Below are 20263 nucleotides of genomic sequence, written 5' to 3'. Positions count from 1 at the left end.
TTGTACTCCTGAACGGCGGTATCGGCGGCACAATAATCGAGCGCATCGAGAGAAAGGATGCTGTTGAGACCGGCAAGAAATACACCATCTACGATGAAGACTTCAACGACTATGTCGTTACGGCAAAGTGGTGGGACTATGACGACACAATGGATAAGCCCGGCACATACAGTGTTGATACCGAGACGATCGCATTTTCCATCGAAGTAAACGAGGATGCCGAAGACGAGATCTACTACGCTTATTATTACAGCAAAGATAAGGAATTCGATAAGGATGACCTTTCAAAGCCCATCTATTCCGATTCCATCACACCTGTTGAGTACAGCGACGGAAGAGCTTTCTATGATGTTGACTGCTCCAAGGTCAAAAAGGGCTATTACGTAGTGGTTGTCGCTTCAGACGACAGTCTCAAGTATCCTTACGTGCTGGCTTACGCTGAAGTTAAGTAACTGACAGATACAGACGGTTATTCAAGAGGCTGCCTTTTGCGGGCAGCCTTTTGTTATGGGAACCTGACTTTCGCAGTATAATGGTCATATGATGACAGCTGCATTCAACAGAGCAGATATGGCGAATAAGATAAATGCTTCACTTGTTATGCAGAACGGTGGTGATTAATATGAAACCAAAAGCAATCGTTGTTCTTTTACTTACAACTTCCATCCTGATGACAGCATGCAGTTCAGGCAGCTTAAATCCGGGTAACAATGAGGAAACTGAGATAACATCAACAGAGACAACTCTTCCTCCTGTGTATGACTTTGAGTGGGGAGATGCCGAGAATGAAGCGTTTGCAGAGTATATACAGGGAACTCTTGTGCCGGAATTTACTTACACATTAAACGGTTATATTCATTGTTATGGTTTTACTGATGAACTGAATAAGATATTGACGGATTTTGTTAACGAGAGGTTCGACAGGAATTATGAAAGTGTTCCATTTTCTGAAGTCGATTATCTTTATGGAATAACAAAGTATAATAATACGCAGTTTTATATAAATAATTATGAAAAATTCTGTGATTATTTTCTTGATGCAGATCCTTATTATGGAATGCTGAATAATAAATTGACGTTCAGTTATCTCATTCAAAACAATATTCCTTATGGAGAGTGTGTTTCTGCTGAAATATTCAAAACGCTGTTAGGCGAAGGATATTTATTATTTGAACGTTCCGGATCTTTTAGCTTTAAACCTCATCTTGGCAATTTTGACGAGCCCTACAAATATTCAAATGAGGAATTAGCCAGTGTACTGTTGAAATATAACGATTGTGTTTCTACTTTATGTGCTGATGCAGATATCAAGACTATGGTCATCACGGACAGTCCGGAAACATGTGAGATCTATAACGGCTATTTAAAGGATTATTTCGGGAATTCGGCTCCGCAGTTTGGGAAGCTTATGACAGCGGAACAATACAAAGAACTATTCGGTGAGGAACCGATGGATCTTTCGTATCTTCCTAAAGATGTTTCAGGAGTAGTGTATTTTCCTCCTGAACATTCGACTTCAAAAGATCTGTATGGAACATGGGTTGCCTGTCAGAGCAGAGGTTCGATAAGTCAAAGCTGCGTTTTTAACGAGGATAATACCGGTGCCATGATTACTGAATATACGGGTTTGGATTATGATACACAAGAAGAAGTAAAGGGTACGATTGAACGCAAGTTTACCTATGAGATCATAAAACATTCCAGCGGACACAGATGGCCGGGAAAAATGTTGTTGACTTTTGATGGAGATAAAACTGAAGAATATTTTTTCTATTTTGATTATGGTGACCTTTATCTGGAGGGTGGAAACGACAAGTATACTACGGAGTATTACAATGCAGAAGCCAAAGCAGCTGAGCATTATCATTAAAACATAAGAAAAGGTGCCTCGATAAACGGGGCACCTTTTGTATAAGTCAATTTAAATGAGATCCCTTAAGGATGGGGATATCCGAGTGCATCGAGGAAATCATTGACTTCCTTCTCGATCGAGAGGTCGTAGTCGCTTGCAATGGCGACGATGACCGTGTCTCCGAGAAGATAGATCGCATCGTGATAAGGAGTGTAGGTGTTTTCAACCTTGTCATCATATCTGCCGTCGATAAGTACGTAAGCTGTGTTGCTGCCTACCTCGTGGCTGCTGATGCCCGAGAAATCCTTATTGTCAAAGATGCCGTCGTAATCAGCGTAATAGTAGTCAAAAAGAGCCTTTGCGGTCTCTTCGTCAACGCACTGAGTGAAGCTGTACTGGTTGCCGTTGTCTGATACCGCATCAAGATTGATCGTTACCTCGAAATCCGTGTCGTCATCGTTGAATGAGAAAGATGTGTCGAGCATCTCATCAACATCGGATTCGTCGATGCCGATGGCGCCTAATGCCTTGATGAAGTCTTCATCGTCAACTTGCTTGAGCGTGGACATATCAACCTTGGGTTCATGTGTAATGCCTGCGCAGCCGGTAAAAAGAACTGTTGCCGCGATTACCAGAGCGCCTGCAGCCTTAAGTCTTGAAATAATCATTTCGATCCCATTCCTTTCTTATTAAAAACAAAGAGAACTATAACACAAAATGTGTCTATTTCAAACTTAACAAAATGCCATGTGCTATAATCTATCGGCGTAAGATCCAAATAAAGGAGACTGACAGATTATGAAGAGTGTGGGATTTGGGAAAAAACTGGCGGCAACGGGACTTATTGCGGCTGTTTTACTTACAGGCGCCGCATGCACGGATAAACTGCATACGGACCCGACGGAACCGCAGCAGACTGTTCAGCAGACAGTTGATCCGATGTCTTTCCAGGTGATCGATGCCAAGATACGCGATTATACATTCGGACTTAATGAATACATGAAGGAACACGGATCCGAAGCGAAATCCAAGAAGGTAAGCGGTGCCACATTAAGCGGGGTAGCCGCAGCAGGCACGTATACGGTCTCTCCTGACGGCAAATATGAAGCTCTCCAGCTGGAGAAGAAACTGCCTGACGGAATGCAGATGGACGAGTATTTCAATATGGGAGATGCTCTGTTTATTGCACGCACGACGATCTATGATGACGGGAATTTCGACCCCGTGGACAAGTATTACATAACAGACGGTGTTGTCTACAAGGTTGACGGATCAGCTGAGACGGTCACGAAGATCATTGAGCTCAGTGACTCAGCTGCGGACGCGAAAAAACTGGAACTTGATCTGTATTTCACATTTGAAGAGATAAGAGCTTTATATGCCTAAAGAAGATTCCGGCACTGAAAGTTTTAACGGATACACAATGGGGGAGGGCGTCAGAGACGGCCTTCCTATTGGTTTGGGATATCTGTCCGTTTCTTTCTCTTTCGGCATACTGGCAGTGTCAAAGGGACTGTCCTGGATACAGGCAGGACTCATATCACTTACGAATATCACGTCTGCGGGCCAGGTTGCCGGACTCGGCATAATGACTGCCGCCGGCGGTATTATTGCCATGATAATATCGCAGATAGTCATTAACCTGCGTTATTCACTCATGGGTATCGCGCTGTCACAAAAGGCCGACAGGACCATGACGCCTCTTTTGAGGATGCTCCTGGCATACGGGATCACCGATGAGATCTTCGGTGTGGCGGTGAGCAAGAAATACGAGTTCGGAGCCCGGTATTTCTTCGGCCTGACGGTTTTGCCGGTTGCGGGCTGGGTTGCGGGCACCGTGATAGGCGCGCTTCTGGGACAGGTCTTCCCGGACTTCCTGACAAATGCCCTGGCCATAGGCATTTACGGCATGTTCGTATCGATCGTTCTGCCCAAGGCAAAGCACGACAAAGTGATATTATGCGGTTCTCTTCTGTCGTGCATACTCTCGTCGCTTCTTTTCTATATTCCGGCGCTGTCGCAATATGTCTCCCAGGGATTCGCGATAATCATTTCCGCGGTATTGGCTGCTCTTGCGGGTGTCACGGCAAGAAAGAAACTTGAAGGGAAGGCCGGCACAGCCGTTGCGGTTGCTGCCGGGGTCATTCTGATCGTTCTGATGCTCGTTTTTGCTCCGTCCTACATCATTCCGGCGAATACTGCTGCGGTAACGGAGGGTGCGGGCGGCTCGCTCGATAACAGGATATTTATCCCGCTTCTTGTGATCATGGCGCTGACCACTTATCTGGTGCGCATGCTGCCTTTCGTTCTGTTCCGAAAAAAGCTCGAAAATCCGGCCGTTAAGGCATTTTTCGACTACATACCGTATACGGTGCTGTCGGCCATGACGTTCCCGGCGATCCTTTATTCCACAGGTTCGTTCGTTACCGCACTGTGCGGATTTGCAGTGGCAATGTTACTGGGATTCTTCGAACGGTCTCTCATAACTGTTGCGGTCGGAGCCTGCCTGGCCACATTGGCCGCGGGCGTTGTGCTGATGTATATCTGAAACAAAAGAAAAACTCCGTAAGAACAGCAGTTCTTGCAGAGTTTTTAATAGTGGAGCCCCCATCCGGATTTGAACCGGAGACCTCATCCTTACCATGGATGCGCTCTACCTGCTGAGCTATAGGGGCAAGTTAAAGCTTATGAAGTATAACACAGTAAAAGAGCGTTTACAATAAAATCTGTCAGCGTAATCGAATCAAAATGTTGACAAAGGTACCCAAAGATTATACAATCATTGAGCATTTTATAAGAACACGGAGAAGTCGCCTAGCCTGGTCGAGGGCGCACGACTGGAAATCGTGTAAACCCCAAAAGGGTTTCGAGAGTTCGAATCTCTCCTTCTCCGCCAGATGAAAACCCCTGTAAACATTGCGTTTGCAGGGGTTTTGCTTTTGCCGGCCTGTAATAATCGACAATGAGATCGACAATTGGCATTTTTCTGCAAGTTATTCGCAAAAACGTGTAATGCATTCCAAAACCGTGTTTTTGAAATTCTTTTGTTGTATCTTCATATCAGAGGAAAGGAGTGCAAGAGGTGAATATCAAGTTAATGCTCGATCCCGACGACCCGATGAGGGCAAGTTTGCAGAATATGGGGATAACAGACGATCCTGAATCGGAATACCTTCTGATACGCCGCGGCTCTGGGGTTAATTACATTGCGGGTAAAAAGGAAGATCAGCAGTTCTATCTTGATGTCAAAGATATCTGCTTTATCGAGAGTATGGGTCATGACATTATCATCCATACTACTGACGGCACTTACAATTCCGGTGAAAGGCTCAAAGCATTGGAACAGGTCCTGCCGGCGGACCGGTTCCTGAGAGTCAGCAATTCCGCGATCGTAAACCTGAAGAAGATAAAACGGATCGAATCTTCGCTCCTGCAAAAATTCATCCTCCATCTGACAAACGGCTCAAAGGTCGATGTCACAAGAAGTTATTACTACATTTTCAGAGACAGAATAGGGATATAAAGGAGAAACAGAATGTTTGGTGCAGCTTTTGGTTTATTTTTATTTACACTACCGCTGATATTGATAGTTACGGTTATTGTTTTCGTTATCTATAAGAGGTGTTTCGACAGGCACACTAACAGAGTGCTCGAAAACGCGGAGACTGGCAAAAGAAAATGGATGGCACCCTGGGGGGTAGCGCTTATCGTTCTTGGTGCGCAGCTTATCCTTGTGACGGGCATCATGTTCCCGTTATCGATGTATATGATGGATACTTCTTCTAAAACCGTGGTGGAAGAGGAGGAATCGGCTGAGTTCGGTTACGATTTCAGTCTGGATACGGCATATGTGGCCGGTGATGACTATCAGAAGGTCTCTGAAGGATCAGGCGACGGCATAAGCTGCAGCGTTTTTAAAAGAGATAACGGCGACGGTTCGGTCAATCTGTTTGTATCCGGAAGCATAACGCCGTGGAATTCGGGTGATAACCTGCAATTGTCCTGTGCTGATGAAAACGGGGAGATCTACAGCATGGCTTCATACTTCGGAGTTGCGGACCAGCTGGATACTTTGTATTTCAAGATGGAAATGCCGTTGGACGAATACCATCCCGGAACAATTACGGTCATATTGGGTTCGAATTCAAGCAGTGAAGAAAAAGGAAACATAGAGTTGTCTTTTTGATAAAAATAAAGATTTCCTTATTATTCGGTGCACCCTTATATGCTCAGATGGTATAATTAACGAATGAAGGGCGGTTCTTCCGGAAAAGAACTGCGGTCAGCCATTGTAGAGTATTTAGGGGTAGAGATATGGCTATTTGGGATAAAGCATCGGGCACAGGTTCCGGTACGGAATCATTATCAGCAAATTCGGTCAAGTGTCCTAATTGCGGATCAAACCTGTTTTTTGATCTGGAGCACGGTGCGTGTATCTGCAGGTTCTGTGGCGGAGTCTTTGATTCCGGTACGCTTGATAAAGTAGGCTCTTTCGGTCTTTCAAACTTTGAGAAGGAATACGACGGAACTGTCGAGATGAGCAAGGAAGACGAGTCGCGTATAGAAGTCGTCTGCGATTCTTGCGGCGCACAGATCATTACGGATAAGAATACCGCTTCGACTACATGCGCTTTCTGCGGATCACCCGCGCTCGTCACGAGAAGGCTTACACGTGAGTTCAAGCCTGACTACATCATTCCGTTTAAGTTTGATAAGGAAAAGGCGATAAGCCTGTTTGAGGAATATTGCGCGGGAATAGAACATCTTCCCAAGGATTTCGGTTCTAAGAAAGTCCTGTCGAAGATGACCGGACTTTATGTTCCGACGTGGATCGTATCATCTGAAGTCGAAGTGAATATCGCCGGCAGGGGATACAAGGGCAGGATGGCGGACACGGTCTATGAGGAAAACTTCAATGCCACTGTGGACAGCGTGTCACAGTCTGTCTACGGGAAGATAAAGTTCAGGCTGAAGGATGTCCCTTTCGACGGTGAGAAGAATATCGCCAACCGCCTGATGGCTGCTGCGGAACCTTTCGATTTCAAGGAACTCGTAACGTTCAGATCCGAATATCTGCAGGGCTTCTTTGCCGAGAAATACGATGAACAGCCTCTCGATATGACAGGTACCATCTATAGGCGGTTGGACAGGTATGCCCTGTCCGTATGCGAGAAGATCACGTTCGGCTATGATTCCTTCGTCCCGTCGTCAGAGCAGAGTACGACAAGATACCGCAATCAGGAAGTAAAATACGCGCTCCTGCCGATATGGTTCCTGAGCATCGATTTTAACGGAAAGAGGTATCAGTACATAATAAACGGTCAAACGGGCAAGGTCTCCGGCGAGTTCCCTTATGCCAAGGGCTGGGAGGCGATAGAGCGCGGAAGCAGACGTGCAAAGATGAACTCCGTCAGCTGGAAGCGCGGCATCCGTCTGGCGCTCTATCTTATGCCATGGTTCATATTCGTTCTTGTGGGCGGGATCATGATACTGTCGATAGATGTCAGCATGTACATAAACAATCATCCTCTGGAGTGCCTGATATACATCGTACTCATAGTTCTGTTTACGATCTTCCTTTCCGCGATACTTCCGAAGATAATGCTCGACAGGGAGAAACGTGATATAGCGGAGCTGTCCAAGACTGATAACCACGACCTGGCTCCCGAACTCGGAGTAGAAGCTTATTACGATCCGTCTTTTCCGATATCCGCCGTTCAGACAAACGGTTCGTTTGTCGAGCTTGAGTCAGGATGGAAATACAGCGAACAGAAGCGTTACTTTGCAAGAGACGTCCGGCATGATGCAGCGGAAGAAGTTGTGGAAGACGAAAACGCTACCGATTTTGAGAAGAAGGGTTATGACAGACGCATGATGCGTTAACCTTATGCTCAGGCCGGAAAGATCAGCGGTCAGCAGTTAATGAGATAAGACGTCTGATGAAGTCTGTGTTGGCATCATCGCTGTCTTCGCCGTCAGGATCGAATATGAGAAAGCCTCCTCCGCGTTTTATGTCCTTAGCGTCCATTATCCCGCGGAGATAAACCTGTGCGATGTGGTTTGCACATATTCGGCAGTCGTACAGGTCATTCAGTTCCTTTGCTCCGTTTATATTGAGATCTTCTGTCTTCATGACTTTCAGAAGATACATGTGAAGTATCCTGGCGGCATCTCTCCGTTTGATGGGACGTTCTTTGAAAAGAACGTCTCCTGCTTCGAGCCAGCCTTCTTTTCTGCCACGTCCGAAAACGCCGTCAAACTCCATGCCCGCAGCGCCGCACAGCTCTGAAATGAACTCTTCAGTCGTCATGTGACAGGTGAGATCCTGATGACTTTGCAGCCGCATGCGGCTAGTGTTCCGGAACTGAACGTGCGCTCCGGCGTCTCGTATACTCCTCCGGTGATAAGATCTTTTACCATGAAGGAAGCAGCTTTTTTTAGAGCGTCCGTGCTGACTGCCTTATTATCCAGTGCTTTGAGTATCGTATCGATGTCTGTCGATATGTTGTCGTCCTTGATGACCTGATCGAGGTTGAAGAAGCCCAACGCGATGTCACCATTTTCAAGAGGCTTGGCGAGAATGTCGATCCTCTTATTATCGCGGATGTATTCTTTGTCCGGTTCACTGCTGCCTGCGGTCGAGAATATTCTTTTTGCCTGAATGCCGAGCGGGTCCTGATCGAGAGCTATCAGATCTTTGTTGGAGATGATGTTGTATATGTCATCGCCCTTATTTACTCTCCTCAAGTCAAGACCCAGCATGAGGGGAGAATTCATCATGCACCACATTGCCATGTGTGACAGGCACATCGTCATGTCGATCCCGTTCATGCCTATAACGAGCATGTCAGGATCGTTCCAGCCTTTGCCGAGTCCCGCATATTCATCCATTATTACGGCTTTGTTGTACTGAGAAGTTATTGACGTCGTGTAATCGCTCTCCCATGAAGCAGTGCCATGATCACCGTCCGATCCGACCTGGAATGTTATGTCGTTTAATATCCTCCACGAATCGCCTACCTTGTGTCCCCAGTTCTGCGGCTGGGTCTTTCCCCATTCGCAGATGGAAAATACGATGTCGCGGTCTCCCGCGTTCTCCAATTCACGCCGGATCTCCGTATAGGAATGGAGCGTGTTCTCCTGTCTTCTGTGGTTCATTATCCGGATCTTGTTGATTCCTTTTTTGAGATTGACCGGTATGGATTGTGATGTCTCGAAATCTTCAGGGCTTCCGGTCGCAGGCAGCAGACCGTCGAAGATGATGTTGTCTTCTGCGGCGATCTGAAGCCACTGTCCGACGCCTTCTTCGGCACCTGTTGCATAAGTGACATGCATATCTTCCATTCCGTCTTCGGCAGCCTCGACATCAAAGATCAGCTCGCTGCTCCTGAGGCCTGAAGGGGAGTGGTCGGGAGCCGTTCCGTCGAATGTCCCGATCGAGGTCACATATCCGTCTTTTACTGATGCTCTGGTACCCGTTATCACAGCTTCTGCCGCATCGTATATCCTGCCGCCGACTTCTATACTCTTGATGTTCGGTGCATAAGAATACTTTGCATTTTCAGGGTTGGCAAAAGTGGCATTGTCCCACATGTAGTAGCAGTTGTCGACCTTGATAAAGTCTATTTCCCATTTGATGTAGTCTTCACAGTCGGTCTTCTCAAACCCGTAGATGCCGACCTCGGCGCCGGAACAGAGCCTGGTGCCTATGTCGTTATACATGCCGAACTTTAGCCCTTGTGTGTGGACAAGATCTGCCATAGCCTTGAAGCCGGACGGGAATTTGACATCATCAGCCTGAAGGTGTCCGTTGACACGCCCGGGCCTGTAACAGCCGTCATCGAGAACGACATAAGTGTAACCGAGCTCATCGAGTCCAAGTTCTTTTATCTTCAGTATCATTGCCTTAGTGAGTTCTTCCGTGTTACCGCTTCCGAAGGCATTCCAGCTGTTCCAGCCCATTGCCGGAAGGCGGGGCTTTTTTGAGAACAGATCGTTGTCACCGAAATTATCGAATCTCAATCTTTTGTCATCAATGGGGGAAGGTCCTGTCATGTGCTGCCTCCTTATGCTGTTCAGATGTGATTATATCATCACTTTAAAAGCCACCAAATAAAAGAAAAATATTAATAATAAGTAACACGCGTGTAAATGAGATTATTTTCTTTGCGTGATAAAATTATAAAAATGTTTTATGGAGGTCAGGGGCTGTATGAGAACGGCATTATCAGTGGTATTTTCCATTCTGATAATCGCGCTTGTCATTTGCCAGGTGTTTGCCAGGCGCTCGAAAAAGCCTATCGGCAGGGCCGTGGCTTTTCTTCTTGCCGGCATGGCTACTCCTGTTTTGGGAAACCTGATCATAATAACTGCTTCGAATCAGCTTATCGCCACGATCGGATACTATGTTTATTTTCTCGGCATGGATACGGCAGTCTATTCCATCTGGTTCTTTATGCACGATTATTGCGACATGGGAAAGCCCAAGCGTGTTTATAATACCCTGATCCTTGTATTTTTTGCTGTCGATCTGATTCATTACATTCTTAATCCTTTTCTCCATCTTTCGTTTGTGACAGAACAGATCATGGTCGAGAACAGGGCTTATTACAGGCTTGTTCCGTATTTGGGGCAGGCTTATCACAGGGTCTTCTGTTACGGATTGTTCTTTGCAATACTGATAGTGTTCATCGTCAAGACTGTAAAGGCATCGAGAGTCTATTCGGAAAAATACTGGGTAATGTTGTTTTCGATGATATGCACCGGTGCGGTGGAAACCTATTATATCTTCTCCAGACAGCCTCTCGACGTGTCCATGATCGGGTTCGGAATGTTCGGCCTTCTGGTCTATTTCTTCGCACTCCATTACAGACCGCTGAAGCTTTTAGACCGTATGCTCGCCGGTATGGCTTCCGAGATGCCCGAGGCATTGTTCTTCTTTGACAGGAGCGGCAGATGCATATGGTCGAATGATCCGGGAAGAAAGCTTATCGGAGTATCAAATGAGAACTATGATGACGTCAAAGATGATCTCAGATTCCTCTTTGGTGACATCGATTTTGACAGCAGCGGCTGGGTAAAGAGAATCACTCTCGGCACGGGTGAGGATACCCAGTATACATATCTCGCGATGAGATCGGTCGTGGATGACAAGGGCAAGGTTACAGGTTCTTATCTCAGCGTCCGTGACATCACTGAGGAACAGCGTGAGATGAAGCGTGAGATGTACAGGGCGACTCACGATTCCCTGACAGGTCTTTACACTAAGGAATATCTTTTCGAGAACATAAGCAGAAAGCTCGAAAACGACAGTAAGACCGATTACATGATCGGATATATCGAGATCGCAAACTATAAGGTCATAAACGATGTTTTCGGAAGAAAATTCGGTGAATATACCATAAAGCATATAGCGGATTTCATAAGTAAAAATGCCGGTGAAAATACTTTATACGGAAGACTGTCGGGTGAAGCATTCGGCCTCCTGATCGACAAGGCGGATTTCAATGAGGAAATGCTGGAGGAAAGGCTAGAAAGATTCACCATCAGGGATGATAATCTTGAGCACCGCATCCTGATCCACTTCGGTATCTACGACATAGATCCCGAATCCGAGAAGGATATACCGCTTTTCTTCGACAGTGCGCGTCTTGCGACGATGATGATAAAAGACACCTATCAGAAGCACATTGTTTATTACGATGACAAGCTCAGAAATGAGATCATACATAATCAGCTTATATCCAACCAGCTCAAGGATGCGATCGCGGAGAGACAGATACGGCCTTATCTCCAGCCTATCGTAGACTCGCGCGGCATGCTCGCGGGAGCCGAAGCGCTCGTAAGATGGATACATCCTGATGAAGGATTCATGAATCCCGGCGATTTTATTCCGGTATTTGAACATAACGGACTGATCGCGGAAGTCGACCGCTATATGTGGAGATGCGCGTGTGAGATCCTTTCGGAATGGAAGAAGAAAGAAATCGGAAGTTTTATATCCGTAAATATCTCTCCAAAGGATTTCTACTATATGGATGTGGTATCCGAGCTCAAAGGTCTTGTCGAGGAATTCGGCATCGATCCCGTTAAGCTCAGGATCGAGATTACGGAGACAGCCATGATGACGGATTCCGTCGACATACTTAAACTTGTCAGCGGTCTCAGGGAATACGGTTTCATCGTGGAGATGGACGACTTCGGAAGCGGATATTCATCTCTTAATCTTCTTAAGGATATGGATATCGACGTCATTAAGATCGATATGCAGTTTCTGAGGGATTCGGAGCGCAACATGAAGGCAGGTACTATTATCAAGAGCATTATCAATATGTCGGAGGAACTCGGCATAGATACGCTCACGGAAGGTGTTGAGACGGCTAAGCAGTTCGAGAAGCTCTATGCAATGGGCTGCAAGCTCTATCAGGGATACTATTTCTCCAAGCCGGTTCCGGTGGAGGATTTTGAGAAGCAGTGGTTCGATTGATGTCTGATCGTTTAGCGAGGTGTGATCATGTTACAGGAACCTGAAACGTTTAACCAGATAGCTTTCTCTTTGGCGAGACATTACGAGTGCGTCTATTATGTCAACATTGAGACCGGACACTACGTTGTATTCACGGAAGATGTGGAAGCGGCTGATCCCGAGCTGCCCAGAGAGGGCAATGACTTTTTCGGTGACTGCACAAGAAATGCGGAGAAATACATTCATCCCTCGGATCTCGCAAATGTGCTGGAGACATACGACAGGGAAAACATGGTAAATAAGCTCTCATGTGATGGTGAGTATACCATTGTCTACAGATCGGTTGCCGGCGGTAAGGTAATCTACATGCGTCAGGTTGAGATCATGTGCAAAGACGGAAAACACATCGTCTGCTGCCTTGAGAATGTGGATGCCGAAATGAGGGAGAAAGAAGAGCAGTTACTGAATCTCAGATCCGCCGAACGCATGGCAAGACGGGATGAACTGACGGGCGTCAAGAACAGCAATGCATTTAAGGAATTGACGGATCAGCTGGACAAAAAGATCGCTTCCGGTTCTGAAGATGTGAAGTTCGGTATCATCATGTGTGACATCAACGATCTCAAACTGATAAATGATACGAGAGGCCATAACTTCGGCGATGAGGCGATACAGGCGACGAGCAGACTCATCTGTAAGATGTTCCATCACAGTCCGGTATTCAGGGTCGGAGGCGACGAATTCATTGTTTTCCTCCAGGGCAATGATTACGAAAACCGTGATTACCTGCTGGAAAGATTGCGGGAAGAATCGGACAGCAACAGAAGGACCAGCTCAGGTCCTGTCGTAGCTTCAGGTATCGCAGTTTTTGAAGAAGGTGATGAGAAGACCGCGGATGTCGTAAACCGTGCCGATCAACTGATGTATGAAAATAAGAGTGAACTCAAGTCACGAAAGGCACTTGAACGCATACGGAATATGGAGCGGACGGATGCCCCGATCCCGGAAGAAAGGAAGCGGCTTCTTGATGCGAAGTTCGGTGCGATGCTGACCGTGGCAGGCGGAGGATACGTCTACCTGAATGACATGAAGTACGATTATTCCAGATGGGCAATCTCACTTTTGCATGATTTCGGACTCGAATCAGAATACATGTACCAGGCCGATAAGGTCTGGCAGGAATACATCCATCCTGACGACATGGAAGTCTATAAGGATGCCGTCAACGAGGTCCTCTGCGGGAATGCGGAAGTAAAGCCGATCAAATACCGCGCGAGAAAGAAAGACGGGTCTTATGCTCTCCTGTATACAAGGGGATTTGTTCTCAATGATGCTGACGGCAATCCGGAATACTTCGGCGGCATCATCATCGAAGACCGCGACTGAACCGGGGAACACTTCTATAAATGCCGTCCGGCCAGGTCTTCGAAACGTTCGAAGGATGCTGCGCTGGCTGCGAAACTCTATGAATTCAGTGAAGTGCTGGTGCGTCCTGACGTCCGGTAGCTGACAGCATCGGACTTGTAAAAAACAGAGATTGTGAGAATATATCTGTTGTTATAAACAAAGAGGGGATAATAACATGATAAAGGCACTTCTGACGATAGATGATGTTTCATCAAAGAATACAACTGCGATTGTCGATTACTTATGCGAAAAGAATATAACTGCCATTATGTTCATGGTCGGTGAATGGGCGCAGAAGTTTCCTGACGAACTCGTCCATGCTTTAATACACGGGATGATCGTCGGCAATCACAGTTATTCACATCCGTTCTTTTCCGAACTCAGCTTCGAAGAATGCAAGGCCGAGATAGATAAGAATGAGGAAGTGCTGGACCGCTTTTATGCCGAAGCCGGGGTGGAGAGGAAATACAGACCATTCCGTTTTCCGTATGGAGACAAGGGCGGAGAGAATAAGGAGAAGATCCAGGAATATCTTGCCGAAAAGGGATTCAACAAAGTAAAGGACACCATGCTCTTTTATCCGAGCTGGAAAGAGATGGGCCTGGATAAGGATATCGACACATTCTGGACTTTTGATTTTGAGGAATACAAGATCCGCAAAGGCAGCGGTTTTACTTCCGAAGACGTGATAAAAAGGATTTACGGTCAGAACGAGGAATACGGTGCCCCGCTCCTTCAGGACGGGAATAATCATTTCCTTCTTATCCACGCGCACGATGAGACGGAAGAACTCGCTCCCGGCTATTTCATGACTTTCATAGATGAGCTGCTGAAGAACGGCGTTGAGTTTGTAACGCCTGAATTCTTCTGAAATAGAACAGTTTTATTCCCACTTAAATCTGCGGAAAACGCCCGGCTCGAGCGTGATGTCAGCCGTAGTGTATACGTCCTTTTCCCAATGCCTGTTGATATATGCGGTGCTGACCGGTATTTCCTCACCTGTGGTGAGATCTCTAAGGCACTTTGCCTGTTTTGCAGTATAGAGCTTAACCTGTTCAGGCCTTATGTCTCCCTTTACATAGCGGTATAAGATCATGCTGCCGTCATCGTAAGTGAAGACGGAAAAGTTCCTGCCTGATGCATATCCGTCAGGGTTTATCACGCGCTTGAGAACATCAACGGCCGGCGCGGGGATCCTGTATATGTCCGAAGGATTATCGGGTATGGACAGTATGAAGATGCGTCCTTTGCCGAAATTGCTTTGCAGGATGAGCGGGGTGTGGTAATCTCCATCTCCGCCGTTAAGGAGTGACCATGAATCGTTGTTGCCGTGGACGGTCTCGGGAAATGTGATCTTCCCGATATCATCAAGATATCCGGCCCTGTCATCGGTGATCTGATATCTCGTTACGGAGATCTTTCTGCCGGTTACCGTTGCTTCCGTAAGACCTGCATCCTTAAGTTCATTCTGAAGTTTCATCATGCAGCCTGAGGTGATGACCGCATCTCCGCCTGCTTCGACGAATTCTTTGAGTCTGGATACGACATCAACGTCAGAAGCTGAACTTTCAGTAAGCAGGATCATCTTTCTGTCTGACGGGAATTCAGGCATGGGCTCTATGGGGATGCCTGTCATCCCGAGGCGCATCTCCAGATGATTCTCGCCTGATGAAGCGTGGGGGATATATGCGGCAATGCCCGTGGGATCTCCTGTGCCTTCCATAATGGCATCAAGTTTCTTCAGCTGTATTCCTGCTCCGCCGGCGAAATAATTGCCGACGAGATCGCTCCACTGGAAGAACATGAGTTCCTTTGCTTTCGCGAAAACGGTGAGATAAGCCTGCTCGAGATAACGGTCGGCCGACCAGCACTGATAGGTATCGAACCATCCGCCGCCGTTCCTTCCGGGCCAGGCGTTTTCCATATATCTTACGAGTGAGTAGCTCAGATACTCGGGCAGGTGCTGATCCGCATACCTGGGACTTCTCGTCTCTGTTCCGATGTAAGTCGCATCAAAGATGTCCTTCTGTTCATCGGGAAGATATCCGGTGAAATGAAACGATTCGCGCCAGTTGGGATATTTCACGATCATTTTCACATTTGGATTAACAGCCTTTGCAGGACCGACTATCAGATTCTCTGACACATCACGCATGAGATCTTTTCTGAAGGATACCCAGTCCCTGCCGCCTTTCTGTCTGATGCAGCTTTCACATGTGCAGTTGGTGAAATAGAAGTCGTCCAATATGATCTCGTCAAAGATACCGGCCGCATATTCAGCCATCTGCCTGACCTTGTCCCTCATGACAGGATCGGTGTAGCAGACCGTATTGAACAGCCTTCTTTTGCCGGTTACCGCACCTTCTATGTCAGGCAATACCGTGGTTATTCCTCCGGATACGGTTACTCCTTTGCTTTCGAGAAAGGATTTGATCATGCGGAGCTGTTCTTCCGGGACGTCTATGTCGTCCCTGTGAGTCTCAAGATAGACCTTGTCGAGCCCTATATACTTTTCGATAAACGCATAATCCTCAGCGAGCTTTTCCGGAGTCATTTCGAATGCGATCAACGCCGGGATATAGACAACTGTTCTGAAATTCCTGTAATGCATATCCACCTCCGGAAATGTCGGTCAGTCTTATGTTTTTCAGATTTTACAACAGCCATATTTTTTCTTATATCAATTCAAGAGTATATATATCCTCTTCTTAAGCAAAACTGAAACAATGAGGCTGTCCTTTTTGATAAAATGATTGAGACGGAGGGAATTTATGTCCCTTGATTCTTATAAGCATATCTGCGGAAAAAGGGCTTATGGATAAACGCAACTGGTTTTGGGATTTCTGGAAGTTCATAGCGGCTATCGGAGTGATCCTCGTACACATTCCGTTTCAGGGAAGACTCGGTACCATCTGTACCTGTGTCGGTACCTGGGGTGTCGGTTACTTTGCCTTGATAAGCGGATATGCCTGCTGCGGCGAGAGCGAAAAGATGAGCAGGAAGATCTTAAAACGTCTTGGCAGGAACGGACTTATCACTGCTCTGTTCATTACCATCTACATGTGTTTCAGTTACTACGTTTTCCGCAAGGAAAACATGCTGATCCTGTGGCAGCTCGAACTTAAGAAGCCGGTAACGTACCTGAAGATGATCTTTGTAGGAGACTTTGAGTTCTTCTACGGTTCCCCTCTCTGGTATATGGTGGCGCTGCTCTACTGTTATGTTCTCTTCTATTTCCTTGTCCGCTTTAACCTGAAGAAGGTCATATATGTGCTGCTGCCCATTTTCGCAGTGCTGAGGATCGTCGTTGATTCATACGTCAATTCCTTTAACGCCAACTGGCACTGGAGCGGTAATGTCCTGGTAGGCATGCTCCCAATGGTGCTCGTCGGATATGTGATCGCGGACCAGAAGGAAAGACTGTTAAAGATCCCTACTTGGGTGTTGGTGCTCGGTTCGGTCCTCTCGGCTTTGGCGATGTTTACCTTTGTCTGCGTGAAGATAGGAAGGATCGATATCTCCCAGCCGTTCAAGATGCTGTGTGCTTCGTTCGTGCTGATACTCGGAATGAAGAAACCGAACTGGTATGTGATCAAGCCCCTGGCTTTTCTCGGACGCGAAGACTCGCTCTATATCTACCTGTGCCACTTTATCCTGATGTATTTTACTTCAGAGTTTGTATACAGTTTTCCGAAGGCGGGAAGATATGCCTCATGGCAGCTGCCGCTCGCAGTCATCATCGTTTCCGTTGTCTTTGCCAGAGTGCTGTCGATGGTCATCCGGCTCATTAAATTCCTTATCGGGAAAATCTTTCCGAAAAAGGCCGCAGTACAGAAAACCTGAGATGATGAAGCATCTGCGGATGTTATAATCTTATGTGGTGATAATGAATAACGGGGAGGATGGAAATATGGAAAACGGAAGAAAGTGTCCGTCATGCGGCGGTACCATGATCTTTGAGCCGGGATGGGACAGCCTTTTATGCCAGTCCTGCGGCTACAAGGAGATAATACCCGAACTGGTCTCGAAGATCCCGGTTCAGGAGATGGATTTTCTCACTGCACAGAATACCGCGAGCCATGACTGGGGCATGGAAGCCAAGGTCGTGCAGTGCAGACACTGCGGTGCCCAGACAATCCAGAACAAACTCCAGCTCTCCGGTCTCTGTCCTTTCTGCGGTTCCACAACTGTTGAGACTGCCGATCCTGAAAAGGACATCATGGCGCCTAACGGAATCATACCGTTCAAGATCACTGAGAAACGTGCATTCTATATCTTTAAAGAATGGATAAAAGACAGGTCACTGGCTCCCGGAAAGCTTGCGGCCAATGCAGATCTAAAGAAGTTCTACGGAATCTATGTACCGCTCTTTACCTTTGACGTGTTGACCGTGAACCGGTATACGGGCAAGTACAACACTGCCGAAGGATTACGCTTCAAGAGCGGAAAATATCAGTTCCAGGTAGATGATTTCCCTGTGGTTGCCAGCAGACAGCTGTCTTCTGACAGACTGCTCCAGTCGGTCGTAAAAGACTATTGGACGAAAGAAGCGAGACCTTACACGCCTGATGCTCTGGCAGGATTTCCCTGTGAGCATTATTCGATCGGCCTTAAGGAGGCATGGAACAGTTCAGGTGAAGAACTGTACAAATACCTGAAGCGCGAGACGGAGAATCACGAGTCGAAAGGAACGTATCTTGATGCGGAGATCGCCACTGATTATTTCGACCTAAAATACAAATATCTCATCGTTCCCGTATGGCTCAATTCCTTCGAATACGATAACAGGTTATACACTGTCGTCATCAACGGACAGACAGGCAAGATCAACGGTCAGTGGCCAAAGTCGTTCGGCACTTTCCTGTTGAAAGCAGTTGACCTGCTTTTGTGATATGAACATTCACATCTTCTTAACTGTCTTTTGCCTTGAATTGGCGGAAGGCAAGTGTTATATTGCCATGGAAAAAATAATGCAAGGAATCAAATAATGGGCTTTCTATACGAGACACATCTTCATACCTGTGAGGCAAGTGCCTGCGGAAAGGTTCACGGTGAAGAATACATCCCGTATCTGATGGATAAGGGCTTCAGCGGAATTATCGTGACTGACCACTTTTTCAACGGCAATACGTGCGTGCCTGAAAACCTGCCCTGGAAAGAAAGAGTCGAGATCTACGCGTCCGGATACGAGAGGGCATTAAAGGCAGCCGAAGGCAAAGACTTTAATGTAATGTTCGGCGTCGAGTTCAATTTCATTAAGGATGAATATCTCCTCTATGGCATCGACAAGCAATGGCTTCTCGATAATGAATGCATCATGGAGATGACAAGGCATGAACTTTTCGAAGCCGTCCACAAAGCCGGCGGCATCATGATACAGGCCCACCCTTACAGGGAGAGGGATTATCTTTCGGACATCAAGCTCGCTCCGACGGCATGCGACGGTGTTGAAGTATATAACGCTGCCAATAAGCCGAACATGAACGCGCTCGGATATGAATACTGCACTGAACTCGGTCTGCCCATGACAGCAGGTTCCGACATACACTTTTTCTATGAAGGTGACATGGGCGGAATGCTTTTCGAAAAGAAGCTCGGTTCCATAGCGGATTATGTGACTGCCATTAAAGAACGTTCGGGAGTCCCCGTGAGGTTAAGCGCCGACGGCACCATTACACCTGTTGCTGAGATAAAGGAACAGACTGTTCCGACAGGTCTTCCGACTCTGCCTGTTCTCTATCCTGAAGGCAAGTGAGATACTGTAGAGCAAAAACCTGCTTTTTCTGTTTTTTTGCCTGCAAGTGCCGAAAAATCACACAACTGTCATAAATTTTGCGTAATTATTGAGATAGTATTTACAAATAAAGAGTGTAAAATTAGTTCGAAATAAGAAACAGGTTCATTTAAGGGAAGTCAGACATGGAACGCAAGGCGATGACGATAATAATCACTTCGGTGGCGGCAGCAGTGCTCATTGCGCTGTTTGTTGTCGTTATCGTCATGGACAGAGCATCCGTAAAGACTGTTGCAGAGACCCTGCCTTCAGCAGGATCCACGGAAACCGCAGAGAGTTCCGAGACGGAGACGACCGCTGCAACTTCCGAAACGACAAAGGAAACAACGAAAGCTACTACTACCACCACGACATCGTCTGAGACCACAGAGACAACCGAAGAGACGACAACCGCAACTACAGCCGCACCCCGCAGAACAAACAACACAACTAGAGCGACTGAGGCTACTACAACGACGACCACTGCTGAGACCTCGGAAGAGACTTCTGAAGAAACTTCCGGAGAGACTTCAGAAGAGACTTCAGAAGAGACCTCTGAAGAAACCTCCGCAGAAAACGGCGGAGAAAGCGGCGAAGGCGGCGGAAATAATGAAGGCTCCGGCGAAAATGGCGGCGGAAATAACAATGAAGGTTCCGGCGATAATAACGGGGAAAACGGCGGATCGAACAACTGGTTTGATAACACCAACAACGGCTGATCCCTGCCGTTAACTCATCCCTCTTAAGGAACGATCAATGGGATATT

At 46.9% G+C, this 20263-nt stretch carries 18 protein-coding genes and 2 tRNA genes; 15 read left to right on the top strand and 5 right to left on the bottom strand.

The genetic code is table 11. From position 1 onward, the window contains the following. Positions 1 to 452 (top strand): hypothetical protein (locus BO18_RS17785; RefSeq protein WP_034448497.1); only part of this gene is annotated, 452 nt, incomplete at its 5' end. A 302-nt stretch (positions 453 to 754) separates the two neighbouring features. Continuing rightward, the gene (locus tag BO18_RS17780) at positions 755 to 1870 is read left to right on the top strand and encodes a hypothetical protein (protein ID WP_185752495.1); all 1116 of its coding nucleotides are present in this window, start codon (positions 755 to 757) and stop codon (positions 1868 to 1870) included. Positions 1871 to 1935: 65 nt separating this feature from the next. On the opposite strand, the gene BO18_RS17775 is transcribed toward BO18_RS17780, so the two are convergent. Next, a complete protein-coding gene (locus BO18_RS17775; RefSeq protein ID WP_034448492.1) occupies positions 1936 to 2520 on the bottom strand; it encodes a hypothetical protein in 585 nt (194 codons plus the stop codon). 130 nt (positions 2521 to 2650) lie between these two features. Here BO18_RS17775 and BO18_RS17770 point away from each other — a divergent pair, with 130 nt between their 5' ends. Both BO18_RS17770 and BO18_RS34010 read left to right on the top strand, forming a co-directional pair. Continuing rightward, complete coding sequence (locus BO18_RS17770; RefSeq protein ID WP_034448491.1) at positions 2651 to 3238, top strand: hypothetical protein; 588 nt, start codon at positions 2651 to 2653, stop codon at positions 3236 to 3238. Next, positions 3231 to 4400: an AzlC family ABC transporter permease gene (locus BO18_RS34010; protein WP_066738363.1), complete on the top strand. Its 1170-nt coding sequence runs from the start codon at positions 3231 to 3233 to the stop codon at positions 4398 to 4400. The genes BO18_RS17770 and BO18_RS34010 overlap by 8 nt, the downstream gene beginning before the upstream one ends. Before the next feature lie 51 nt (positions 4401 to 4451). Here BO18_RS34010 and BO18_RS17760 read toward each other — a convergent pair. Continuing rightward, a tRNA-Thr gene (locus BO18_RS17760) sits at positions 4452 to 4527 on the bottom strand. A gap of 128 nt (positions 4528 to 4655) precedes the next feature. Between BO18_RS17760 and BO18_RS17755 the strand changes: the two genes are divergently transcribed. The 4 genes from BO18_RS17755 (at position 4656) to BO18_RS17740 (ending at position 7735) form a co-directional block, all read left to right on the top strand. Beyond that, positions 4656 to 4748: transfer RNA gene (locus BO18_RS17755), tRNA-Ser, on the top strand. A 186-nt stretch (positions 4749 to 4934) separates the two neighbouring features. Continuing rightward, positions 4935 to 5375: a LytTR family DNA-binding domain-containing protein gene (locus BO18_RS17750; RefSeq protein WP_034448489.1), complete on the top strand. Its 441-nt coding sequence runs from the start codon at positions 4935 to 4937 to the stop codon at positions 5373 to 5375. A 12-nt stretch (positions 5376 to 5387) separates the two neighbouring features. Further along, positions 5388 to 6038 (top strand): hypothetical protein, encoded by a 651-nt coding sequence (locus tag BO18_RS17745; protein ID WP_034448486.1) that lies wholly within the window; start codon positions 5388 to 5390, stop codon positions 6036 to 6038. 128 nt (positions 6039 to 6166) lie between these two features. After that, complete coding sequence (locus BO18_RS17740) at positions 6167 to 7735, top strand: TFIIB-type zinc ribbon-containing protein (protein WP_034448484.1); 1569 nt, start codon at positions 6167 to 6169, stop codon at positions 7733 to 7735. 22 nt (positions 7736 to 7757) lie between these two features. On the opposite strand, the gene BO18_RS17735 is transcribed toward BO18_RS17740, so the two are convergent. Together BO18_RS17735 and BO18_RS33020 are read right to left on the bottom strand one after the other, a co-directional pair. Continuing rightward, complete coding sequence (locus BO18_RS17735) at positions 7758 to 8162, bottom strand: hypothetical protein (RefSeq protein WP_034448481.1); 405 nt, start codon at positions 8160 to 8162, stop codon at positions 7758 to 7760. Continuing rightward, positions 8159 to 9907, bottom strand: coding sequence for an alpha-galactosidase (locus BO18_RS33020; RefSeq protein ID WP_051688902.1), 1749 nt, complete (start codon positions 9905 to 9907; stop codon positions 8159 to 8161). Before BO18_RS33020 ends, BO18_RS17735 begins: the two co-directional genes overlap by 4 nt. A 157-nt stretch (positions 9908 to 10064) precedes the next feature. Between BO18_RS33020 and BO18_RS17720 the strand changes: the two genes are divergently transcribed. The 3 genes from BO18_RS17720 (at position 10065) to BO18_RS17710 (ending at position 14595) form a co-directional block, all read left to right on the top strand. Further along, positions 10065 to 12338 (top strand): EAL domain-containing protein, encoded by a 2274-nt coding sequence (locus tag BO18_RS17720; protein WP_034448479.1) that lies wholly within the window; start codon positions 10065 to 10067, stop codon positions 12336 to 12338. A 27-nt stretch (positions 12339 to 12365) separates the two neighbouring features. Beyond that, positions 12366 to 13703 carry a sensor domain-containing diguanylate cyclase gene (locus BO18_RS17715; protein ID WP_051688901.1) on the top strand — a complete coding sequence of 446 codons (1338 nt, stop codon included), beginning with the start codon at positions 12366 to 12368 and terminating at the stop codon, positions 13701 to 13703. 196 nt (positions 13704 to 13899) lie between these two features. Beyond that, positions 13900 to 14595, top strand: a complete 696-nt coding sequence (locus BO18_RS17710) for a polysaccharide deacetylase family protein (protein WP_034448478.1) — start codon at positions 13900 to 13902, stop codon at positions 14593 to 14595. Positions 14596 to 14607: 12 nt separating this feature from the next. Here BO18_RS17710 and BO18_RS17705 read toward each other — a convergent pair whose 3' ends face one another. Then, on the bottom strand, positions 14608 to 16335 hold the full coding sequence (locus tag BO18_RS17705; RefSeq protein ID WP_051688900.1) for a hypothetical protein: 1728 nt from the start codon (positions 16333 to 16335) through the stop codon (positions 14608 to 14610). 203 nt (positions 16336 to 16538) lie between these two features. Between BO18_RS17705 and BO18_RS17700 the strand changes: the two genes are divergently transcribed. From BO18_RS17700 to BO18_RS33015, 4 genes are all read left to right on the top strand, one after another. Then, positions 16539 to 17567, top strand: a complete 1029-nt coding sequence (locus tag BO18_RS17700) for an acyltransferase family protein (protein WP_185752494.1) — start codon at positions 16539 to 16541, stop codon at positions 17565 to 17567. A 67-nt stretch (positions 17568 to 17634) separates the two neighbouring features. Continuing rightward, entirely contained in the window at positions 17635 to 18615 is a 981-nt protein-coding gene (locus BO18_RS17695) for a hypothetical protein (RefSeq protein ID WP_034448473.1), read from the top strand. 96 nt (positions 18616 to 18711) lie between these two features. Then, the gene (locus BO18_RS17690) at positions 18712 to 19479 is read left to right on the top strand and encodes a PHP domain-containing protein (RefSeq protein ID WP_051688899.1); all 768 of its coding nucleotides are present in this window, start codon (positions 18712 to 18714) and stop codon (positions 19477 to 19479) included. A gap of 164 nt (positions 19480 to 19643) precedes the next feature. Then, positions 19644 to 20216 (top strand): hypothetical protein, encoded by a 573-nt coding sequence (locus tag BO18_RS33015; protein WP_051688898.1) that lies wholly within the window; start codon positions 19644 to 19646, stop codon positions 20214 to 20216. Positions 20217 to 20263: the final 47 nt, after the last annotated feature.

Source organism: Butyrivibrio sp. AE2032 (assembly GCF_000702965.1).
The sequence above is the reverse complement of the archived record's forward strand: the minus strand, read 5'-3'. Positions and strand labels throughout refer to the sequence as shown.